The organism is Grylomicrobium aquisgranense, assembly GCF_033971865.1.
GTDB lineage: Bacteria > Bacillota_I > Bacilli_A > Erysipelotrichales > Erysipelotrichaceae > Bulleidia > Bulleidia massiliensis.
The window spans coordinates 18500-39612 of the sequence record NZ_JALBUR010000018.1; the positions used below are offsets into that span (position 1 = coordinate 18500).

Sequence of the window (21113 nt, forward strand, 5' to 3'; positions counted from 1 at the left end):
ACAACTTATTCAGCCTTGGACGCTTCCTTGGCCTGTGCATACCAGGTCTGGTAATAGCCTTTTTCGTTCACGAAATCGACAATCTGATTCATGACGTCAATCAGTGCGGTCTCGCCCTTCTTGGCAGCCAGAACGTTGCCCTGATAATCACCATACGGCGTCAGGTCAAACATGACACCAGTCATCACAAACTGCCCATCAGACTGTTCCACATAGTTTTCAGCAGTAGCCTGTGCCAGCGCAACGGCATCACACTTGCCGGAAGCCAGCCCGAGAATGGCCTGATCCAGTGTCTTGACCGCTTCATATTTAGTCGTACCATCCTTATCCAGCGACAGAATTTCATCCTGAACATACATTTCCTGCAGCGAGGTTGCCTGGGCCATGATCGTGGATCCCACAAAATCCTGCAGTGAATTGTATTTGCCTTCATTGGCTTTGGTTGTAATCAAAGTCTGGCCGGCGTCGGAATCCGGATCACCGATATATCCTTTGGAGAGCTCATAGCTTTCTTCTCTGTCTTTCTTCCAGCCATAGCCGCTCATGGCAATATCGGTCTTGCCCGTATCGACGGCAACCAGCGTGCCGCTGAAATCCATGGTTTCAATATTCAGGCTGACCCCCAGACAGTCGGCGATATATTTGGCAAACATCATTTCGGAACCATAGACCTTGCCGGCATCATCCACCCACTCATTCGGCGGGAAATCCGGGGACGTTGCGACGGAAAGCGTGCCGCTGTCAATGATGTCCTTGAGAACACCTGTTGGATTGCTCAGATCCAGGGTTGGCTTTTCCAGATCGGATGTATCCAGCAGATAACTGTATTCATCAGATGATGCAGATCCGGATGAAGCAGATGCGGATGCTGAAGAACTAGAACCACATGCGGCAAGACTGCAGGCGAGCAGTCCGGACAAAGCTGTTTTGACAATTTTTGATGTTTTCATAATCTTTTCCTCCCATTTGATTTGTTGTCATCGATATTTGTTCATACAATCTGCTGCATCTTCGTCGCTCTGTCATGTGCTCACCTCCCCTTATACAAAAAAGCCGTCTTCTGGAAAAATCCAGAGACGGCTGATCTATCCGCGGTACCACACTGGTTGCCAGCATACGCTGACCACTCTTCTCCTTAACGCAGAATCACGTTTCTTCCTATTGACTTCAGAAGAACTTCTCCCGGATGCGCTTCACTGTCCCCTCTCTTACCGGACTTCCACTCTGTTCCGGCTCGCTTGAAGATATCTGACAGCTACTCTTCCGTTCCTTGAATGTACTGAAAGTATAGTTTTCGGTTTGCTGTAAGTCAACACTTATTTTTCATGAAAATATTTACTTATTTTCATCATCCGGTCTCGGCCTTTCAAGATCGGTCCCCTGTCCTACTTTTTCACGAACAAGATAGATCGGCCGGTTCTTGACTTCCAGATAGGTCTTGGACAGATATTGTCCGATGATGCCGATGCACAGCAGCTGAATGCCGCCGATCAGCAGAATGATGCAGACAAGGCTTGGCCAGCCCGGGGTTGGATCGCCGAAGATCAGTTTGCGGATAATGATGAAGATGATCATCAGGATGGCAAGGATACAAAAGAATATGCCAAAGAAACTCGCAATGGCAAGTGGGACGGTCGAATAGGCCGCAATGCCATCCAGTGCATAGCGGAACAAGGAAAAGAAAGACCACTTGGTTTTACCGTACTTTCTTTCCACATTGTCATAAGAGATCCATTTTGTCTGAAATCCCACCCAGGAAAACAGGCCTTTGGAAAAACGGTTGTATTCGGTCACCTGCAGAATGGCATCAACGACCTGTCTTGTCATCAGACGGTAGTCACGTGATCCATCCACAATTCTGGTCGCTGAAAACCGGTTGATCAGAGCATAGAAGCGTCTGGCAAACCAGGAACGTACCTTTGGTTCTCCTTTTCTGGTTGCCCGGCGGGTTGCGACCTGATCATAGCCCTGATCCAGATAGCCAAACATTTCCGGCAGTAAGGATGGTGGGTCCTGCAGATCTGCATCCATGACCGCTACATAGTCACCCTTTGCGGCCTGCAGACCGGCATACATCGCTGCTTCCTTGCCAAAGTTGCGGGAGAAGGAAATCAGCACAACTGCAGGATCCTTTTCATGCAGTGCCTTGACCTTTTCCACAGTATGATCACGGGAACCATCATCCACGAAAATGATCTCTTTCTGCATATTATGAGACTGGAAAAAAGCATCATTCTTTGCCATTTCCGTATAGAAATAATCAATGTTTTCCTCTTCATTGAAGCATGGCACAACGACTGACAGCAGCTTCATCCCAATATCCTTCTGCATGGCTACAACTATACTACACCATAATATTGGATGCCAGAGATGTCATGAAAGCATCCGTTCCGTTCAAAAATCCTCCACCAGCATTTCCAGAGACATGCCCTGCTTCTGTCTGTCAATGAAAGATGCCATTGATCGCAGCATCTGCTGTGATCCTGATCAAAACATTTCAATCATTATTTTGTTTTACAGAAGTGAGACGCAATCTCATCACACTTCTGCACGATTTCAAGTGCACCGATATATCTGCCATTGTCGTCATGCAGAGCCAGATAGTGAACATGGACAGGGAACGGATGTTCACTCCAGATTTCCATGTGGTCCCGCTTGCCGGATTTAAAGTCTTTCAGAAGATTGGCAAGGGCAATCTGCACACGGGGCGGGTGACAGTCTTTCACCGGCCGGTCAAGGGCAGTAGAAGGACGCATGAAGATTCTGCCATTATCCAGGAAATACCGATTCATATCATTTTCGTCAATAAAGGTCAGATCAACAGGCAGCTTGTCCAGGATGGCTTTGAGCTGTGGGTATGTCAGTGTACCCCTTTCCAGACGAATTGTGCCTGTGGCAGCATCAATACCCTGCGGCCGCTGAAAAACAGATGCCAGTTCTTCACCTGTATGCCATACCGGCACAGAAGGAAGAAACGCAGATTCTTCCCTTTTCAGATCCAGATAAATCTGTACCCACTCATCCTGTGTAAAATGATCCAGAGCAAGCGGATACAACGCATTGTCCTGCTGATCCGCAATCTCTTCGATCTTATCCAGCAATTCGCTTGTTTCTCCGGGAACATCACTGCCCGGTCTCATCAGATTGTGGACAATGCGAGACATTGTATGGCGGGCATCCTCTTCCTGTTTCCAGAGCTCATCCGTATATTCATAGAATCCATACCGGTACAGCATCGGCATGATCACTTCTTCAATGAAACTGTACAGCTTTGGCAGCGGCTTTAATGGCAGCAATGCCGCTGATGGCTCTTTGCCATCATTCAGATCTGCCCGGATCTTTTGCAGATGATTCCGCAGGCATTCATTTTCCTTCTGCAGTGTCTGCAGCGGATGACCATCCTCCATGCTGGAAGGATCCTGATGTTCCACCTGGATCTCCGTCTGTGCCTGATCAAAAGACTGGTACAGCAGCGGTCTTTCACTCTGGCTGGCATCTGCTGTTTCTTCCTCCTGCTGTCCGGTTAATGCAAGCCCATTTTCCTTCAGGATCGCATCCATCTGTTCATATGACACATGGTTTCTTGCCATCAGATATGCAAGTGATGCCGATTTTGCTGCAATTTTCAGTTTGTACGGATTTTCCGCTTCTTTGAACCCTGCTTCCTTCAGAATCTTTTTCAGCTGTGGATAGATATCCAGCACTTCCCAGAGAGGCTGATCTGCATCAATCGTATTTGTCATTGTCTTCACCTTCCATGTGCCATTGTAGCAGGCACGCATCCAGAAAAGCACCACAGGATTGTGAAATCCCATGCAGTTTTTATGTACTGCCGTGTTATGCACTGTTAGATAGATGTGCAAAATTGACTCTTTTCATCATGACAAATACAATATTATGATGTATTTCAAAAGAAGCACTGCAGATTGCGATGCTTCAAGAGGGGAACGGAATATGAGCAGCAAGTCGTCAGGAACATATATTATCGATGAGAATTACAATGTCATTCATCTGAATGATACGATCAAGGAACTGTACCCCTCTTTGCAGATCGGCAAGAAATGTTACCAATGCCTGATGGGACTGAATGAGCCATGCCCGCCGTGTCCGGTTGCCAATCATATCCATGGACCGCAGACATATCTGGATCCAATCCGCAACATTTGTGAAACAGTGGATGCTGTGGATGTCAATCTGGACAATGGCAAGGTTGGCCACGCACTTGTGATGAGTACTGTGGGAGACAGTGAAACCATTGCCGCCAAGCTGCCCCGTACAAAGGCAGAACTGCAGAAACTGCTTGAGCAGGAATATTTCGATACCCTGACAGAAGGCTTTACCCGTAAGGGGTTCATCCGTGAGACCAAGCGTGTCTTTGCCCACGCTGATAAGACAGACTATGCGATGATCCTTTTTGACATCCACAATTTCAAGGCAATCAACGACATTTTTGGCATTGAAGGCGGCGATCAGGTTCTGCGGTATGTATTCCACCACCTGCATGAAAGCTGGCTGCATCCGGTTGTTTCGGCGCGCATTGAATCTGACTGGTTTTTGTTTCTTGTACCAAAAGCTTCCATTCAGCTGGATCATATGAATGAACTTCTGAATCTGGATTGGTCAAAAGACAATCGCACCGTTCACCTGCATCTGCGCTGCGGCATTTATTATGTTGAAAATTCCCAGTCATCCATTTCCCGTATGGTGGAATGGACGATTCTTGCCAAGCAGAATGCAGATCAGGACAAGTATGGCAGCTTTGCCCAGTTCAATGCGGCCATGCGGGAGAAGTATATTGACCAGGCGGAGGTGCTTTCGGGCTTTTCCAGCAGTCTGCACAATGAACATTTCAAGGTTTATTATCAACCGATCATTGAAGCAAAGAGCGGCTGTTTGTGCGGTGCAGAAGCACTTGTGCGCTGGCAGCATCCATCCCGCGGCTTTATTGTCCCGGATCACTTCATTCCTGCTCTGGAAAGCAGCGGTCTCATCACCGATCTGGATCTGTATGTCTTAAAGCATGTCTACACCTTCCAGAAGGAACAGATGGACAGGCAGATCCCGATTGTGCCGGTGTCGGTCAATCTGTCCCGCCAGGATTTCTACAACCAGTCGTTCATGAATGAAATCTTCAGGATTGCTGAAACAAGCTCTCTGCCAGAAGGAAAGATCAACTATGAGGTAACAGAAACGGCGGTTGCAGTTCTGAAGGAGAACTGTGCGTATCTGCTGCAGCAGCTGCGCAAGACCGGTGCCAAGGTGCTGCTGGATGATTTTGGCAGCGGCTATTCTTCTCTTGGCATGATCGGTGACTATGCCTTTGATATCATCAAGATTGACAAGTCGTTTGTTGATCAGATTGAAACCAAGCCAACTGTGCGGGCTGTCATTGATGCAGCGATTAACATGTGCCATACCATCGGTATGAGGACAGTTGCCGAAGGCGTGGAAAACAAAGCACAGTTGGAGTATCTCAAAGCGCATGGCTGCGATTATATTCAGGGGTATTACTATTCCAAGCCGCTTTCCCAGCAGGATTTCCGGAGTTATCTGTCTCATGCACAAATCTCATCTTCGCAGGGACAGAAGTATTCTGCTTCCGATACACGAGAGAGCTTTGATCTGGATAACCTTATGGACCTGGTGGACCATTCCGGCCAGTTTATTCAGGTATGCCATCCGGAGGATTACAGCATGGTCTATGCCAATGCCATGACCAGAGATATCTCCGGCCATCCGGATCTGTCCTATCATGGTGCCAAATGTTATCAGTACATGCTTGGCCTGGATGCTCCGTGCGGACACTGCCCGATGAAACTGATGAATGGTGAAGATGAGAAGATGGTGGAAGTGGATGATGGCTCCCATGTATTCTCTTTGAAGGCAAGATATACAACCTGGAATGGAAAACGTGTCTTCATGGAATATGGCCATGACATTACACAGACAAAGGCAGCAGAGCGGCGCTATGCGGATCAGATGCGTTCCATTCTGGAACATATTCCGGAGGGACAGGGTGTCTTCCATATGGATCTGACTGCTGACAAGTGGCTGAGCTCCGGCGGCAATGCCAAGAATGCCAGAGACATTCAGAATATCAAGGACGTGAATACGCTGATCCGCCAGATTGGTTCTTTTGTGCCGGATGAAGAAGGGCAGAGAGTATTCTTTAATACCTTCAGCCGGGAAGCACAGATGCAGGCATATGCTGTGAATAAACGGCAGATCGTTCTGGAAACAGAATCGTACTATGATGACCGTTCGATCCGCTGGTCACGTATTACCGTACATTTGATTGATAATCCGAATAACAATCATGTTGAGAGTATTCTGTATGGTGTCGATATTTCAAAGGAAAAGACACACATTGAAGAACTGCAGCGGGAACGCCAGGAAGCCAGCATTGAGAAGAAGATGCTGCAGGAAAGAATCAATGAAACATGGAAACTGTATACACAGGCTGAACGTGACCGCCGCTATGATGTTCTGACTGGTTTGAACAGCCGGCTGGCTCTGTATGATTTCATAAAACAGGAAAAAGAAAGCAGTGCCTGTGTGATTAATGCCGTTATCTTTCTGGATGTGGATGATTTCAAGCACATTAATGATACGTATGGTCATGCGGCTGGTGATGCATGCCTGAAGGCAATTGGCAAAACCATCATGGATTTCGGGGCTGATCATGGTATTTCCTTTTACCGCTATGGCGGTGAGGAAATTGTGGGTCTCTGCCACATCACAGATGAAAGCATTGCAGATCTGACCAGAACACTTCTGGATCAGATTCATGCCCTCTGCATTCTGCTTCCGGATGGAAAACGCATTTCGGTCACTGCCTCGATTGGCTATACTGCCAGAGCAGATGATGTGACAAGCATGATCGAGAACGCAGATCAAGCAATGTATGAAGCAAAAAAACATGGCAAGAATCAGACTGCCTGCCTGGATTGAATATCCAGACAAACAGAATGGCTGATGCCATGTTTTTCTTATTCCTCAGTCAAGATCTGCGCCGTTGGAGGCAATGACTTTCTTGTACCAATAGAAGGAATCCTTGCGGGAACGCTTCATGGTTCCCTTTCCTTCATCATCCATATCTACATAGATGAAGCCATATCTCTTCCTCATTTCGCCAGTGCCGGCCGAAACGACATCAATGCAGCCCCATGTAGTATAGCCAATCACATCCACACCGTTTTCAATTGCCTTTTCCATCGCTTTGATATGCTTGCGGAAATAATCAATGCGGTATGGATCATGGATGGAACCATCATCCTCCACCTTGTCATACGCACCAAGTCCATTCTCCACAACCATCATCGGTACGTTATAGCGCTGGTACATCATTTCCAGATAATACTGCAGGCCATCCGGATCCACAGCCCATCCCCAGTCAGAATATTCCAGATACTCGTTCTTCTGTCCCTTGGAGAAGTTGCCGGCAACCTGATCTGTCACCTTGTGCGTGGTGACAAGTGAAGACATGTAGTAAGAGAATGTGTACATGTCCACAGTACCTGCAGAAAGCAGTTCGAGATCCTCATCCGTGATATCCAGGCTGACATTGTGCTCTTTCCAAAGACGTGTGGCATAGCTGCCATAGGCACCCAGCACCTGCACATCGCCGCAGTAGTAGATGTTCTTCTCCCACTGATGCTGGCAGGCAAGAATATCCTTTGGATCACATGTTGCCGGATAGTTGGTGATGCCGCAAATCATGCAGCCGATCATATTGTCAGGATCAATCGCATGACCGATCATCACCGCTTTGGCACTTGCCACAAACTGGTAATGCAGATGCTGATACGCATCCTGATACTCCTGATCAGCATGCTCACCTCCGGCGAAATCCAGGAACATGATCGTATTATTGATTTCATTAAAGGTCAGCCAGTGATGCACAAGACCCTTGTACTCTGTGAAGCAGGTTGTGGCAAAGCGGACATACAGATCAATCGTCTCACGGTTCAGCCATCCTCCGCAGTGCTCCTCAAGATACAGCGGTGTATCAAAGTGCCAGATCGTGACTAACGGCTCAATGTCATACTTTCTGCACTCTTCAAAAACACTGCGGTATAATTCGACACCTTCTCTGTTTGGCTCTTTTTCAAGACCAGTCGGATACAGTCTGCTCCAGGAAATCGACATGCGGAACTGCTTGAATCCCATCTCAGCAAACAGTGCAATATCCTCCTTGTAATGATGATAACCATCTACGGCCTCATGGTTTGGATAATGGTACTCATCCAGAACAGCATAGTGTGCCCCTTCCGGCAGCTTCTCATGCTGCAGCATGGTGCAGTGATTGCCATCCTTGTCAATATACGTAACTTTGCGATGCTCTGTTACCGTTCCGCCGGTTGTCACATCCGTCATTGCCGGGCCGCGGCCGCCTAAATTCCAGCCGCCTTCCCACTGATTGGCAGCAACAGCGCCGCCCCACAAGAATCCATTTGGAAATGCCATAAATACAATAGTCCTCCTGTTAACAGGATACCAAAAAAATGACAATAAACTGGCTGAAAGTTTTACTCATTCTGATAAAGCATAACAGGCAGTGACACCATCATGCCAATGAATATCCCTGCCTGTTACTGCTCATCTTCATCCTCGCTGCCAAGCCCGAAATTCAGAAGATCATTGTATTTTCTATTGTTGTATTCTGCAATATGCTTGCGCTGCCAGCTATCTCTCTCCGCCAGAATTGCCAGCATCTCATCCACAATTTCCTCTGCAGAATACACACCATCATGATGCAGATAGGAAATCATGCGTTTCATTGTCATTTCCGTGCCAAGCTGGTCTGCGATCACCTGTCCAAATTCTGCCGGAAACCCTCTTTTCACCAAAGCGACGATCAGCTTTTTCCTGCATGCTGCTCTGTTTCTGCTTCTCTGATCCATCCTATTCCCTGATATTCAATGCCGCCCCGGCCGCAAGAACCGCATTGCGCACACAGTCAGGACACGGACAGACCGGTTTTCCAGTGTTGATGCCCTTGAGGTCCCTGCATATGAGTGCGCCGCTCCTTTGTTCAAACTCCCTCAGAATCTGTGCCGCATATGCAGGCGTCCTCTGCCCGTCTGTCAGAATACCGGCAGCCATCACTGCGCCTGTCAGTGCACCGCAGGTACTCTCCATGCACCCCATGCCCGCTGCAAATCCCGATGTCAATTTCATCAGCGTATCATGATCCACAGGAATCCTGTCTGCAAACACACTGACAACCGCCTGGGCACAATTGCATTTTCCTTCCGCTTTCAAAGCAGCAGCCTTCTCAGCACGTTCCTCTATCGTCATTTCATATCCTCCTTCGTGTATTACTGCATCGTCACATGTATGTTCATACTGTGACGGCACTCAATGCTATTTACACCTTATCAGGCACTGGCAGTGTACTGCCCCCATACGGCATCGCAATCACAGACGCATTTCTGCCATATTCAGCAAGGGCATCCCTGTATGCGGTTCCAAGAGATTCATACGGTTTCAGCATCGTCTTTCCAAGTATCTCTGGATCCATTTCCGACACAAAGAAAATATCCGCTTTTTCTCTCACCCTGGCAATCGCTGCTGCCTTATGCCCACCTAAAACAAAGCGCTGATGAAGATCCCGCAGTATTTCCTGCGGCGTTCTGGATGAAAGCATCCAATCCTGAAACACTGCATTGCCAAAGCCTTCCTTCGCCGATCCCACCAGGATAACCGTACCGCCCTTTCTGACCGCATGTCTGGCATTATCCAGCGCTTTCTGCAGCTGATAAAGATTCAGATCCTTGGGATAGCCGCCCTGGGAAACAATGACGATATCTGCTTCCCTGGGAATTCTGCATGCATAGGCACCGGCAAGATACCGGCACGCATCGCGGTGTGCTTTTCTCATCTCACCGCATGCTGCATATACAATCTTTTTTCCCGGGTTCAAAACGACATTGACAATAAAATCAATACCGGCAAGACCAGCAGCTTCCTCAAGATCCTGACGGACAGGATTGTCATCGAGACTTCCGGAAAATGATTCCGGATCAATCATCCACCTGTGATTCATGGCAATGGAAGCAGGTGTGCTGCAGCCGGGAAAAATGGCCTTGGCACCACCGGAGAAACCGGCAAAGTAATGGTACTCCACATTGCCGATGCAGATGCGCCTGTCTGCCTCCATCACCGTGCGGTCAATCAAAACATCCGTGCCGCGGCCTGTACAGCCGATTCTGACCGTATCATCAGGGCTGCTGTCCCGACAGACAATCCGGCTGAAGATTTCTTTTCCGGCAAGATGCTCTCTTTCCTGATCCGTCATATGCCGGTGACTTCCAAGCGCAAACGTAATCGTAATATCCTGATCCGGAATACCGGCTGCAGAAAGCTCTGCTATGACAGCCGGCAGGATTTTCATAGACGGACACGGCCGGGAAATATCACTTGTAACAATGGCAATCTTCTGACCGGGATGCACAATCTCCCGCAGTCTCTTTGTACCAATGGGGGCAGACAGTGCCTCCTGCAGGATTTCCTGTTCATCCGGAAAAGAAGGAAGTCTTCCAGGTTCCAGTACAGACAGAAGGTTTTTCTCACTGATATCAACTTCCTGATATCCCTGGCCAAAGCCAAACTGCACTTTCATATGTTGCCTCCCTTAACGCATATAATACTATTTTATGCAGACAGCCTGCATGCATCCTCAGCAGTATTTCGATCCGGCCTGATGTCATTTTCTGCATCCGCAGACAACAGTGATCAGAACTTGCCAAAAAAAGACTCTGCAAAGGGGAAATATTCCTTTACTGAATCCGGGCTGATGCTGTTCTCAGATCATCTCAATCAGTTCCCGCAGATGATCATGAGAAACACGCAGATCATGCATGCCCTGCGCATCAAGCGGAAGTTCAATGATACGGTCAATTCCTGCTTTGGACAGAATGCAGGGAAGACTCATTGCCACATCATCATAGCCATACTTCCCCTGCATAACGGCAGATACCGGTACAATGCAGTGCTCATTGCGCACAATCGCACCAATGATGCGGCATGCCGCAAGAGAAACGCCGGAACTTGTATAGCCCTTCAGGTCAACAATGTGCGGTCCGATGCTCTTGGTCTCACTGAGCAGAGCCTCCTTGTCAATTGGTGCTTTCAGACCGAATTCCCTGGCAAGATCATCAAACGGAACCCCGACAATATTCACGGTATTCCACGGAATAAACGATGTAGAGCCATGTTCACCGAGCACAAAGCCCACGACATTCTTGGCATCCACACCACACAGATCACCAAGCATTTTATTAAAGCGGGCAGTATCCAGCAGGGTTCCGGTACCCATGATGCGGCCGGCAGGATAATCGTATTTCCGCTGTAAATAGTACGTCAGAACATCCAGCGGGTTTGAGATCATGATGATGATCGCTTCTTTGGTATATGTCGTAATCTGCTTCATGACCTCATCCATCACTTCCACATTTTTCTTCAGCAGTGTGTTGCGGTCATGATTGCCAGGCTGAATGGAAGGTCCGGCCGTGATCACAATAATATGTGCATCCCTGCAGTCACTGTAGTCACCAACACGGATACTCGCATTGGAACTATAGGCAAAGGCAGTCGTATGACTGGCATCCAGCACTTCTCCCAGCGCTTTTTCTCTGTGCCGGTTGATCATGACAATATCATCGATAATATTCATGCGCAGAACCGAATTCAGCACAGCAGAGCCAACCTTTCCGGCACCGACAATCACAAGTTTTCCATAAGATACACTCATCGTCATACCTCCCTGTAAATTGATATGACAATTCTGTTCTCACAGTTCTCTTTTTGCAAGGGAAAGAATCATGTGCAATAACTGAAAAAGAGCAGGCTGAACAAACCTGCTCCTGTATCACGCCTATGCACCGATTCTGACAATCGTCTTTCCTCTGGATCTTCCCTTTCTGACCTTTTCCATTGCCTCATTGATCTGATCCAGTGTATAGACGGTATCAATGGATGTCTGCAGCGGATGATCCTTGTCAAACAGTCTGCCGATTTCTTCCAGCTGCCTGCCATTTTCATGCACGAACAGGAAATCATATGTCTGTCCTTTCGCAGCTGCCATCTTATCATATTTTCTTCCCGCAGCCTGGAACAGGAAACGCTTATAAAACGGCATCCCGCTTCTGCGGGCAAACCTGCCATTGGGCAGTCCGCGCAGTGATACCAAATTTCCACCCTTCTTCAGCACCTTGAACTCATTGGGCAGTTCACGATCGCCAAGTGTATCCAGAACATGATCAACATCTTTAAGAACATTTACATACTTTTCTTTCCTGTAATCGATGAATTTCTCGGCGCCAAGCTTCCTGACACGCGCTTCATTTTCACCGCTGCCATTGGTATAGACATGCAGGCCAAGGCTTCTGGCAACCGGAATGGCCATGGCGCCAAGACTTCCGGTTCCTCCTGAAATAAAGACGGATTCGCCTGCTTTGACGTGCATGATTTCAAATGCCTGCATTGCAGTCAGCGCTGTCAGGGGGACGCAGGCTGCCTGCTCAAATGACAGATAATCCGGAATGATAGCAAGGGCAGACGCACTGACTGCTGCATACTCTGCAAAAGCGCCGATCTTCTTCAGAGGCATCCTGCCATAGACACGGTCACCCTTTCTGAATCCGGAAACAGATGATCCTGTCTTTTCCACAACACCCGCAAACTCATTTCCCATTACCAGCGGCATCCGGTAGGGAACAATCAGTTTTACTTCTCCACGGACAATCATATTATCAACCGGATTGACAGCCGCTGCCATGATCTTGACAAGCACTTCATCATTTCCTACCACAGGAACCGGAATATCCTGAATCAGAAGATCCTTCCCTTTTTTATCATACTTTGTCAGAATTGCTGCTTTCATCTTGTTTTTCCTTCTTCTTTCTCTTCATCTCTGATATATGCCCGCAAATGATCAATGCAGTCCGCAAGTGTCATCCCGGCAAGCCTGTCCTCTACACTCTTTTCTGTCTGGCGGAACATACTGTCCAGGACCGGACGGATATGATGGCCGACTATGCAGGCATCACTGGGATTCTGATGCACATCAAACAAATGGACATTTTCTGTTTCATTGACCGCACGATAAATATCCAGCATGGTGATCTCTTCCGGTTTTTTGCTCATGCGAAAGCCGCTGACCCCACGGCGTCCCTCAATGATTCCTGCCCTGGCAAGACGAGTAGTAAGCTTTCTGATATAGCTTGGATTGGTACCGACACTTTCTGCAATCTGATCAGAATTCATTGGCTCCTGTGATTCACTGATCAGGATCAGTGCGTGGATAGCGGATGAAAACTTCGTATCCATCAGTTCTTCTCCCGTACAAACGTTGCAATATACTCAGTATCATGTGCTGTCTGAATACCGGGATCTTCCTGAATCCATCTTCCTTTCAGACCGCTCTGGTCAGCACCGATTTCAAAGTGGCACATGGCAATGCCAAGATCAACCTTCTGGATATCACCAGACTGATTGGCATAGCCCTTTGTTTTCTTTTCATAGAAATGAATGCTGTCTTTTGTGACAATCACGCGCCAGGGCTGTTTATTGGTTGCGGACGGTGCCAGTCTGACCATATCCAGTGCTGTCTTCCAGATGCCGGCATCCTTTTCTTCCAGAGGCTGCTGAAAGTTGTCACGGAAAAACAATTCCGCAAATGGCATGCGGCTGTCAGACTTCAGTCCTTTGCGCATCATGCTGTCACGAAGAGAACGCTTCGCTGCCGCAAAGCCAAGCGGTGACACCGCCGGCATCACCTCATCCTCTTTCAAATCAATGGCACGTTCAAATGCTTTGCGGTCAATAGTACCGGCAAGCCAGACTGTACCAAGGCCAAGTGATGTAGCAAACAGGATAAACTTCTCAAAGGAATAGCCAAATGCAATTTCTGCATTCTTCTGCCGTCTGCACTTTCCCGCCACATATGTATCTGTTCCAACAATAACAGGACTTCCTGCACCTTCCTTCTTCGCATCCAGAATGAAATATTCAATTGGTACGCCGAATGGATTTTCATCATGATGCAGAAAATCTCTGACCTGTGCCATCAGCTCTGCAGGAACTGGTTTCCCATTGAATGTTCTTACACTTTTTCTATTTTCAATCGTCTCTGTATTCATCCTTTTTCCTTTCCAGCATGAAGCTGCTGTATCGGTTCATGTTGTACCTGTATCAGGTGCAGATACATTATCACGCCTGTTTTACTGCGTCAACCATTTTGATGCAAAAGAAAAAAGATACGGCAGTTCAGGCCTGCAGTATCTTCTTCAGCCGGAGAATATTGGTCTCAATTTCTTTGATCACCGCGTTGAAAAAAGCATCTGATCTGCCGGTTGGATCCGGCAGATGCCAGTCTTCATCAAATGCTCTGCCAATATAGGGGCATCCATCTGCGCAGCCCATGGAAATGACTATATCCGGATCTGGAATATCCGCAATCAGCTTGGGATACTGCGTCTTTTCCATGTCAATACCATAAAGTTTCTTCATGATCCGCACTGCATCCGGATTCAGGCCAGCCTTCAGACTGGTACCCGCGGAATAACTGACAAAGACATCACCGGCAAGGGATTTGCCAAGTGCTTCGGCGATCTGGGAGCGGCAGGAATTATGAACACAAATAAACGCGACTTTTTTAGCAGACTTCATACGTCAGCTTTCTCCTTCACTGTTCCGCATCAAAAGATGACTTTGTCTTATTTGCAATACGCACAAGCATCAGCATAACCGGCACCTCAGTAAGAACACCAACTGTTGTTGCAAGAGCAGCCGGGCTCGCCGTTCCAAACAGAGCAATGGCAACAGCTACTGCCAGTTCAAAAAAATTCGAAGCACCGATCAATCCCGCTGGTGCTGCAATATCATGCGGCAGTTTCAGCATTCTGGCGGCACCATAGGCAAGGAAGAAGATCAGGAAGGTCTGAATGGTAAGCGGTACCGCAATCAGAAGAATATGAAGCGGATTGGACAGGATCACATCTGCCTGACAACTGAAGATGATGATCAGCGTCAGCAAAAGACCGGCTGTTGTCGCATTGTCAAACTTGTGGATAAATGTATTGTTAAAATACGCTGTTCCTTTTTTCTTTGTAACGATCACTCTGGTCAGAATGCCGCCGGCAAGCGGGATCACGACAAACAGGAAAATACTGACAAACAGAATGCTGTAGGGCACCTGAACATGCGAAACACCAAGCAGGAATTTCACGATCGGAACAAAGGCCACCAGAATGATGAGATCATTTGTGGCAACCTGAACAACCGTATAGGCGGGATTGCCATTGGTCAGTGTACTCCAGACAAATACCATGGCTGTGCAGGGAGCCGCGCCAAGAAGAACGGCACCGGCAAGATACTGCTTTGCAAGTTCAGGAGAAATGAATGCGCGGAAGATCACAAACAGAAACAGCCAGGAGATGCCATACATGGTAAATGGCTTTACCAGCCAGTTCGTGATCCATGTAACGAACAGTCCCTTTGGATTTCTGCCAACCTGCCGGATACTTTGAAAATCTACTTTCATCATCATTGGATAAATCATGATCCAGATCAGAATGGCAATCGGAATAGAAATGCCTGCGATCTGCAGTTTTCCAAGGACAGCTGGAACAGCCGGAATAAAATGTCCAATGAGTACGCCTGTGATCATGCACAATAGCACCCATACTGTAAGATACCTCTGAAATGTACTGATTCCTTTGTTTTGTGCTGTCATTACAATTCCTCCTTAATTTGATATATTTAAATGCATCAATTTATGAAGCAAATATACAGGCAGTCATTCCAGACTGCCCGCCCTCACTTCTTTTATTTTCCGCATCCGCAGGATACGCTGCTGTCCGTTTCACAATCACATCTTGCATACATGCCAATCATTTCCCGGAACGCTCTGACGCCCTTTTCGGAAATAGAATAATACATCCACTTTCCCTGTCTGCAGCAATTCACAAGCCCGCTGTCAGCCAGAATTTTCATGTGATGAGAAAGCGTAGGCTGACTGATCTTCAGTCTGGCCAGCAGATCGCAGCCGCACATTTCGCCATGCTGAAGAACAAGCATGATGGCAAGACGGTTTTCATCCGCCAGAGCCTTTATTTTTCTGGCATCTTCCCTGCATCCCATACTATTCACTCTTTTCATCACACTGATATAATAGCTCTCACATTTATAGCCGTCAATGTGTTGCAGGAGTACTCAGATGCTTTCCCACCTGATATGCATTTTCAAGATCTTTTGGAAATTCATGCTCGTGCGCATATCGTTTGGCAGTTTCATCAAAAGAAGCCATGTCAAATTTTGAATAATCTGCAACCTGAAGTGTGTTATAGCATGGATGCAGCTCCACTGTCCCATTCAGCATCTTCAGCTCCGCAGCATACCCCTCAAAAGCATCCTTGTACATCCGGTCATAAAAAGGCTTGGTTGCATTCATGGCTACAAACATGCCAACATTTACCTTTCCGGTGAAATAGCAGTGATAATCATCGTATGACAATGCACAGAAATGCAGGCGCTCCATCAGTTCAAAATACCTGCTTGCCGGTCTGCCAAGATAGATGCATGTGCCGATAAGCATCACATCCGAAGCAAAGATCTGATCAATGACTGGGGAAAGATCGTCCGGCCAGTAGCAGTGGCATCTCTGAACGCCTTTTCTCTTGCAGAGCATGCAGCTGCGGCATCCTGTAAAATTCAGATCATACAGATCAATATAAGTCACCTGGGCACCAGCATCTTCTGCTCCCTTCGCAGCCGATTTCAACAGTTTTGCTGTATTCCATGTTTTACGTGGACTCGCATTCAATACGATCGTTTTCATTTCATTGCCCTCAATTCCTTCTTTTCAGTCCGGCTGCTGACCATCATGTGCCTTCCAGACGCAATCCATCAGCTTCATATCCGTAAACACAGCGGTAAAGCTTGACTCCTCCGGACTGCAGGCATAAATGCCAAAACGAATTCTGCCTGCACCTTCCCACATGTGGCATATACGCATCTGGGAAAAATGGATGCCATCCTGCGAACATTCAATGCAATAGTCATCTTCCCGCCTGCTGAAACGGTACCACATTGTTTTGATATCTGAGGAAATTTCTGTTGTTGCCCAGTCGGAATAGCCGTGATTGGTTACCACTGAGCCTAGATGCTGGAAGTGCTCGTTTTCATATTCCACCGAACCCTTCAGCCAGTTTTCTGCATCCAGGTACATGACAATCCCACACTGGTCAAAGCGGTGATGGCTGCCATGGAAATCCGTCTTCACCACAAACGAAAAATACTTTTCTTCTGTCTCCATCTGCAGCAGGGCGCATTATCATTTTGAAAATGATAGTACGTTCTCTGCCACAGATCCGTATGCGGCTGCGTCGTAATTTCAATGCGGCCGGAATCAATACTGAAATCTGCAGGCTTCCTTGTCCATTCCCATTTCAATGTCTCTTCCATACTTTCCTCCCCTGCTGTATTTCTGTCCTGTATGGCAGGCATACAGCCTCCTTTACAAGGATTATTGTACCAGTCCATGCTCCCTGTATTTTCTGAATATCATCTGATAAAACAGGTGATTGCTGAAATACTGCCGGTAAGCAGTTGTCTTCTCCTTTCCCGCAGCTTTCATTTTTTCCATCTCAACATGTTCCTTTTCTGCCTGCTGCTGCATATCTGCAAGCATCTTTTCAAATGCTTCTGGTCTGTCCATATCTCCGTCTTCCTGAAGTCAGGAACAATGCTGATCCAGAAAAGCAGTCAGTCTCAGGAATGCTTTCCTGGCAACAGGATCTGTTCTTTCCCCGGCCACAAAGCAGTGCGGCATCTTTTTTCCATCTTCCACCAGCGGATCAGCAAGTTCATTTCTGTCATCACGCAAAAAGGATGCCGGCATGACTGGATGCACATCCAGAAACACCGGCATTCTTTGCCGCTTGCTGATCAGATAAATCTTCCGGTCAGGCTTTGCGGACACTGACGGATTTCTTCGGGTGTACCGCATGCAGTCAGGCGGCCGCCTTCTTTGCCTCCTCCCGGTCCAAGATCAATAATATAGTCTGCATTTCTGATCACATCCAGGTCATGTTCAATGACAATTACGGTAGCACCATGGTTGATCAGTGTCTGGAAAACCTGCAGAAGCGTTCTGACATCCTGCGGATGAAGGCCGATCGTTGGTTCATCAAACACGAATACAGAATCACTCTGCCCTTTTCCCATTTCACTGGCAAGCTTGAGTCTTTGTGCTTCTCCGCCAGAAAGTCCCGGTGTCTCCTCACCAAGAGTCAGATAGCCAAGGCCAAGATCATGCAGAACCTGAAGCCGCTTCTGTAGCATTCTAAGCCCACCCAGTGCATGCAGCACCTGATCGACACTCATGTTCATCAGTTCAGGCAGACTGTATTCCTTTCCATCTGCTGCCCGGCGGCGGATCGCATAGGCCTTCCGGCTGTACCGGGAGCCATGACAGTCCGGGCACGGGATTTTCACATCCGGGAGAAACTGTACATCCAGAGAAATTTCTCCTGTTCCATCGCATGTCGGACACCGCAGACTGCCTGTGTTGTAGGAAAAATCCGCTGCCCGGCAGGATTGTTTCTTTGCGTCCTCCGTTTTTGCATAAATCTTTCTCAGTTCATCATGCACATTGGCATATGTTGCGACAGTTGATCTGACATTGATGCCGATCGGTGTGGCATCAATCAGCTTGACCTGGCTGATTCCCTCTGCCTCAATATTCTTCACGTGGTCAGGCAGCTTCTGCCCGCTGATTTTAGCCTTCAGAGCAGGCACAAGGCTCTCAAGAACCATTGTTGTCTTGCCTGAGCCGGATACGCCGGTCACAACGGTCAGCCTTCCTTCAGGAATCTGGATATCCAAAGGATGAACCGTATGGATTTCACTTGTTTCCAGATGAATCGTGCCTTTGGCAAACATTCTGTCCTTGTCTGTGACAGGACGTATTCTTGCTTCATACCCATCACGCAGATAGGGTCCAATTACAGATGAGGGATTGTCAGCAACATCGCTTACTGTGCCCTGACAGATCACCGTTCCGCCGTCGGCACCGGCACCCTTTCCCATCTCAATCATCCAGTCAGCATGTTTCAGAACCTGGGTGTCATGATCGACGATGACAACCGAATTGCCGTCTGCCTGCAGGTCATCCATGACGCCGAGCAGTCCTTTAAGATTGAAGGGATGCAGACCAATGGACGGTTCATCAAGGACATAGAGCACACCGGTTGTGCGGTTGCGCACTGCTCTTGCAAGCTGGACCCGCTGTCTTTCACCGGTAGACAGTGTCGAGGCAGCACGGTCAAGAGAAAGATAGCCAAGACCAAGGTCCATCAGCCGCTTTGAAGCATGCAGGAAAGATTCGCAGATATCTGCAGCCATAGGACGCATCTCTTCCGGCAGGGAAGAAGGAACACCCTCGACCCAGGGAATCAGTTCTGACAGCGTCATGGCAGATGCCTCCGCCAGAGAAATTCCCCGCAGCCGCGGTGCCCGGGCAGCCTCCGAAAGACGGGTGCCATGGCAGTCCGGACAGACATCCTCTGTCAGATACTTCTCAAGGCGCTTCATGCCTTTTTCATCCTTGACCTTGGCAAGAGCGTTCTTCACAGAATTCACGGCCGAATAATACGTAAAATCCATCTCTGCAGGTTCCAGCGTATTTGGGTTGACATAATGAATATGATGCTTTTTCATCTCGCCATGATAGACAATCTCTTTTTCTGCAGGAGTCAGATCACGGAACGGCACATTCGTTCTGACACCCATGGTGCGGACAATATCCTTCATCAATGACCACATCAGTGTTCCCCAGACCACTACTGCACCTTCATCAATTGTCTTTGAATCATCCGGGACAAGTGCAGCCTCATTTACTTTCTGAACAACGCCGGTGCCATTGCAAGTTCCACATGCACCAGTACTGTTGAAAGCAAGATCCTCCGCACCAGGGCCATAGAATTTTGCGCCGCACACCGGGCAGGTAATTTCCTGCATTGCGGCAACTGCCAGGGATGGCGGACAGTAATGCCCGTTCGGACACCGGTGGCTTGCCAGACGGGAGAACATGAGACGCAGGCTGTTCAGCAGTTCGGACATGGTGCCGAAGGTACTGCGAATGCCGGGAACCCCCGGACGCTGACGAAGTGCCAGAGCAGCCGGCACATATCGTACTTCCTCTGCATCTGCCCGCTGTGCCTGGGTCATCCTCCGTCGCGTATACGTTGACAAGGATTCCAGATAGCGCCGGGATCCCTCCGCATACAGGGTACCAAGTGCAAGAGAAGATTTCCCTGAACCGGAGACCCCTGCAATCGCAGTAATCTTTTGCAGCGGAATATCCACATCAACATGCTTCAGATTATGCACATCTGCCCCTCTCACTTCGATATGATCAGGAAGTTTTTTCTGTTTTTCATCATTTGCCGCCATCGTTTGCTCCTTTCATCAATGCTTTGCAGACAGCCTGATGGAAAAGGAAGAATACGCGTCTTCATCCGGCATCTGGCTGTCCTGCAGAATATATTATCTTTGCAAAAGTATGATCACAAGCACTGTGTTCTGAAAGTAACAGGCGGAAGGAACCTGTCATGTTTTCACGCAGAACTGGCAGACCATCATACTTTGCGGACAAAAGAAAAAAATCCCATCACAGCGTGCTGCGTGATGAGATTTTCAGTTTGCGTACAATTATGACTTTACAGCTGATTTCATCTTATGGATGACAATCCTGCCTGCTCTGCGGACCGCATACGGCAGCACTTCCTTCATTGTATCTTCTGCAGGCACCATCTTTCTGGCTTCCGGATGCTCCAACACCAGATGGATGGCATCAAAGCGCCAGCGGGTCGTACATATGCCACAGCCAATGTTGTCAAAGCTTTTTACACCTGTCACACCGTTCCTACCCTCAGAACTTTTAAGAAGTATGCCGAGAATTCTCCCTTACTTGTAGGGAAGATGAATCGGCCTTTTTAAACTATGTGTACTATACATATTTGCTTGATAATAATACCTATATTCGAATGATATATACTATACTATATGTATGAAAGATGACAGATATATACATGCGCGTACCTGCG

Annotated in this window: 20 protein-coding genes, 1 pseudogene and 1 other annotated feature; of the genes and pseudogenes, 1 reads left to right on the forward strand and 20 read right to left on the reverse strand. The window is 47.9% G+C overall.

The annotated features are described in order from the left end of the window. Positions 1–5: 5 nt before the first annotated feature. The 3 genes from MOZ60_RS07700 to MOZ60_RS07710 all read right to left on the reverse strand — a co-directional run bounded on the left by MOZ60_RS07700 (position 6) and on the right by MOZ60_RS07710 (position 3743). The gene (locus MOZ60_RS07700; RefSeq protein ID WP_370596220.1) at positions 6–950 is read right to left on the reverse strand and encodes a transporter substrate-binding domain-containing protein; all 945 of its coding nucleotides are present in this window, start codon (positions 948–950) and stop codon (positions 6–8) included. Positions 951–1069: 119 nt separating this feature from the next. Next, positions 1070–1280: a binding site (T-box leader), on the reverse strand. A 55-nt stretch (positions 1281–1335) separates the two neighbouring features. Beyond that, positions 1336–2313: a glycosyltransferase family 2 protein gene (locus MOZ60_RS07705; protein WP_371832642.1), complete on the reverse strand. Its 978-nt coding sequence runs from the start codon at positions 2311–2313 to the stop codon at positions 1336–1338. Positions 2314–2504: 191 nt separating this feature from the next. Beyond that, positions 2505–3743, reverse strand: a complete 1239-nt coding sequence (locus tag MOZ60_RS07710; protein ID WP_370596221.1) for a PAS domain-containing protein — start codon at positions 3741–3743, stop codon at positions 2505–2507. A 211-nt stretch (positions 3744–3954) separates the two neighbouring features. Here MOZ60_RS07710 and MOZ60_RS07715 point away from each other — a divergent pair, with 211 nt between their 5' ends. Continuing rightward, positions 3955–6951, forward strand: coding sequence for an EAL domain-containing protein (locus tag MOZ60_RS07715; RefSeq protein WP_370596222.1), 2997 nt, complete (start codon positions 3955–3957; stop codon positions 6949–6951). Positions 6952–6996: 45 nt separating this feature from the next. Here the strand turns inward: MOZ60_RS07715 and MOZ60_RS07720 are convergent, their stop codons facing one another. The 17 genes and pseudogenes from MOZ60_RS07720 to MOZ60_RS07805 all read right to left on the reverse strand — a co-directional run bounded on the left by MOZ60_RS07720 (position 6997) and on the right by MOZ60_RS07805 (position 20925). Continuing rightward, the gene (locus MOZ60_RS07720; protein WP_370596223.1) at positions 6997–8466 is read right to left on the reverse strand and encodes a glycoside hydrolase family 1 protein; all 1470 of its coding nucleotides are present in this window, start codon (positions 8464–8466) and stop codon (positions 6997–6999) included. A gap of 125 nt (positions 8467–8591) precedes the next feature. Next, positions 8592–8903 (reverse strand): hypothetical protein, encoded by a 312-nt coding sequence (locus tag MOZ60_RS07725; protein ID WP_370596224.1) that lies wholly within the window; start codon positions 8901–8903, stop codon positions 8592–8594. Between the two features lies 1 nt (position 8904). Beyond that, positions 8905–9300: a C-GCAxxG-C-C family protein gene (locus tag MOZ60_RS07730; protein WP_370596225.1), complete on the reverse strand. Its 396-nt coding sequence runs from the start codon at positions 9298–9300 to the stop codon at positions 8905–8907. A 70-nt stretch (positions 9301–9370) separates the two neighbouring features. After that, entirely contained in the window at positions 9371–10624 is a 1254-nt protein-coding gene (larAH6, locus tag MOZ60_RS07735; protein ID WP_370596226.1) for a nickel-dependent malate racemase, LarAH6 family, read from the reverse strand. Between the two features lie 183 nt (positions 10625–10807). Then, complete coding sequence (locus tag MOZ60_RS07740) at positions 10808–11755, reverse strand: lactate/malate family dehydrogenase (RefSeq protein ID WP_370596227.1); 948 nt, start codon at positions 11753–11755, stop codon at positions 10808–10810. A gap of 123 nt (positions 11756–11878) precedes the next feature. Further along, positions 11879–12886 (reverse strand): NADP-dependent oxidoreductase, encoded by a 1008-nt coding sequence (locus tag MOZ60_RS07745; RefSeq protein WP_370596228.1) that lies wholly within the window; start codon positions 12884–12886, stop codon positions 11879–11881. Continuing rightward, the gene (locus tag MOZ60_RS07750) at positions 12883–13332 is read right to left on the reverse strand and encodes an Rrf2 family transcriptional regulator (protein ID WP_370596229.1); all 450 of its coding nucleotides are present in this window, start codon (positions 13330–13332) and stop codon (positions 12883–12885) included. Before MOZ60_RS07750 ends, MOZ60_RS07745 begins: the two co-directional genes overlap by 4 nt. After that, on the reverse strand, positions 13332–14144 hold the full coding sequence (locus MOZ60_RS07755) for a nitroreductase family protein (protein ID WP_370596230.1): 813 nt from the start codon (positions 14142–14144) through the stop codon (positions 13332–13334). Before MOZ60_RS07755 ends, MOZ60_RS07750 begins: the two co-directional genes overlap by 1 nt. A 127-nt stretch (positions 14145–14271) precedes the next feature. Then, the gene (locus MOZ60_RS07760; RefSeq protein WP_370596231.1) at positions 14272–14673 is read right to left on the reverse strand and encodes an arsenate reductase ArsC; all 402 of its coding nucleotides are present in this window, start codon (positions 14671–14673) and stop codon (positions 14272–14274) included. Positions 14674–14689: 16 nt separating this feature from the next. Further along, a complete protein-coding gene (arsB, locus tag MOZ60_RS07765) occupies positions 14690–15739 on the reverse strand; it encodes an ACR3 family arsenite efflux transporter (RefSeq protein ID WP_370596232.1) in 1050 nt (349 codons plus the stop codon). Positions 15740–15831: 92 nt separating this feature from the next. Then, positions 15832–16146, reverse strand: a complete 315-nt coding sequence (locus MOZ60_RS07770) for an ArsR/SmtB family transcription factor (protein WP_370596233.1) — start codon at positions 16144–16146, stop codon at positions 15832–15834. Between the two features lie 52 nt (positions 16147–16198). Continuing rightward, positions 16199–16843, reverse strand: a complete 645-nt coding sequence (locus tag MOZ60_RS07775) for a flavodoxin family protein (RefSeq protein WP_320104302.1) — start codon at positions 16841–16843, stop codon at positions 16199–16201. A 24-nt stretch (positions 16844–16867) separates the two neighbouring features. Continuing rightward, positions 16868–17547 (reverse strand): annotated as a pseudogene (locus MOZ60_RS07780) (DUF1349 domain-containing protein). Next, positions 17531–17722: a hypothetical protein gene (locus MOZ60_RS07790; protein ID WP_370596236.1), complete on the reverse strand. Its 192-nt coding sequence runs from the start codon at positions 17720–17722 to the stop codon at positions 17531–17533. Before MOZ60_RS07790 ends, MOZ60_RS07780 begins: the two are co-directional and overlap by 17 nt. A gap of 18 nt (positions 17723–17740) precedes the next feature. Beyond that, positions 17741–17935, reverse strand: coding sequence for a hypothetical protein (locus MOZ60_RS07795; RefSeq protein WP_370596237.1), 195 nt, complete (start codon positions 17933–17935; stop codon positions 17741–17743). 17 nt (positions 17936–17952) lie between these two features. Beyond that, complete coding sequence (locus tag MOZ60_RS07800; RefSeq protein ID WP_370596238.1) at positions 17953–20460, reverse strand: excinuclease ABC subunit UvrA; 2508 nt, start codon at positions 20458–20460, stop codon at positions 17953–17955. Positions 20461–20718: 258 nt separating this feature from the next. Beyond that, entirely contained in the window at positions 20719–20925 is a 207-nt protein-coding gene (locus MOZ60_RS07805; RefSeq protein ID WP_370596239.1) for a hypothetical protein, read from the reverse strand. Between the last annotated feature and the right edge of the window lie 188 nt (positions 20926–21113).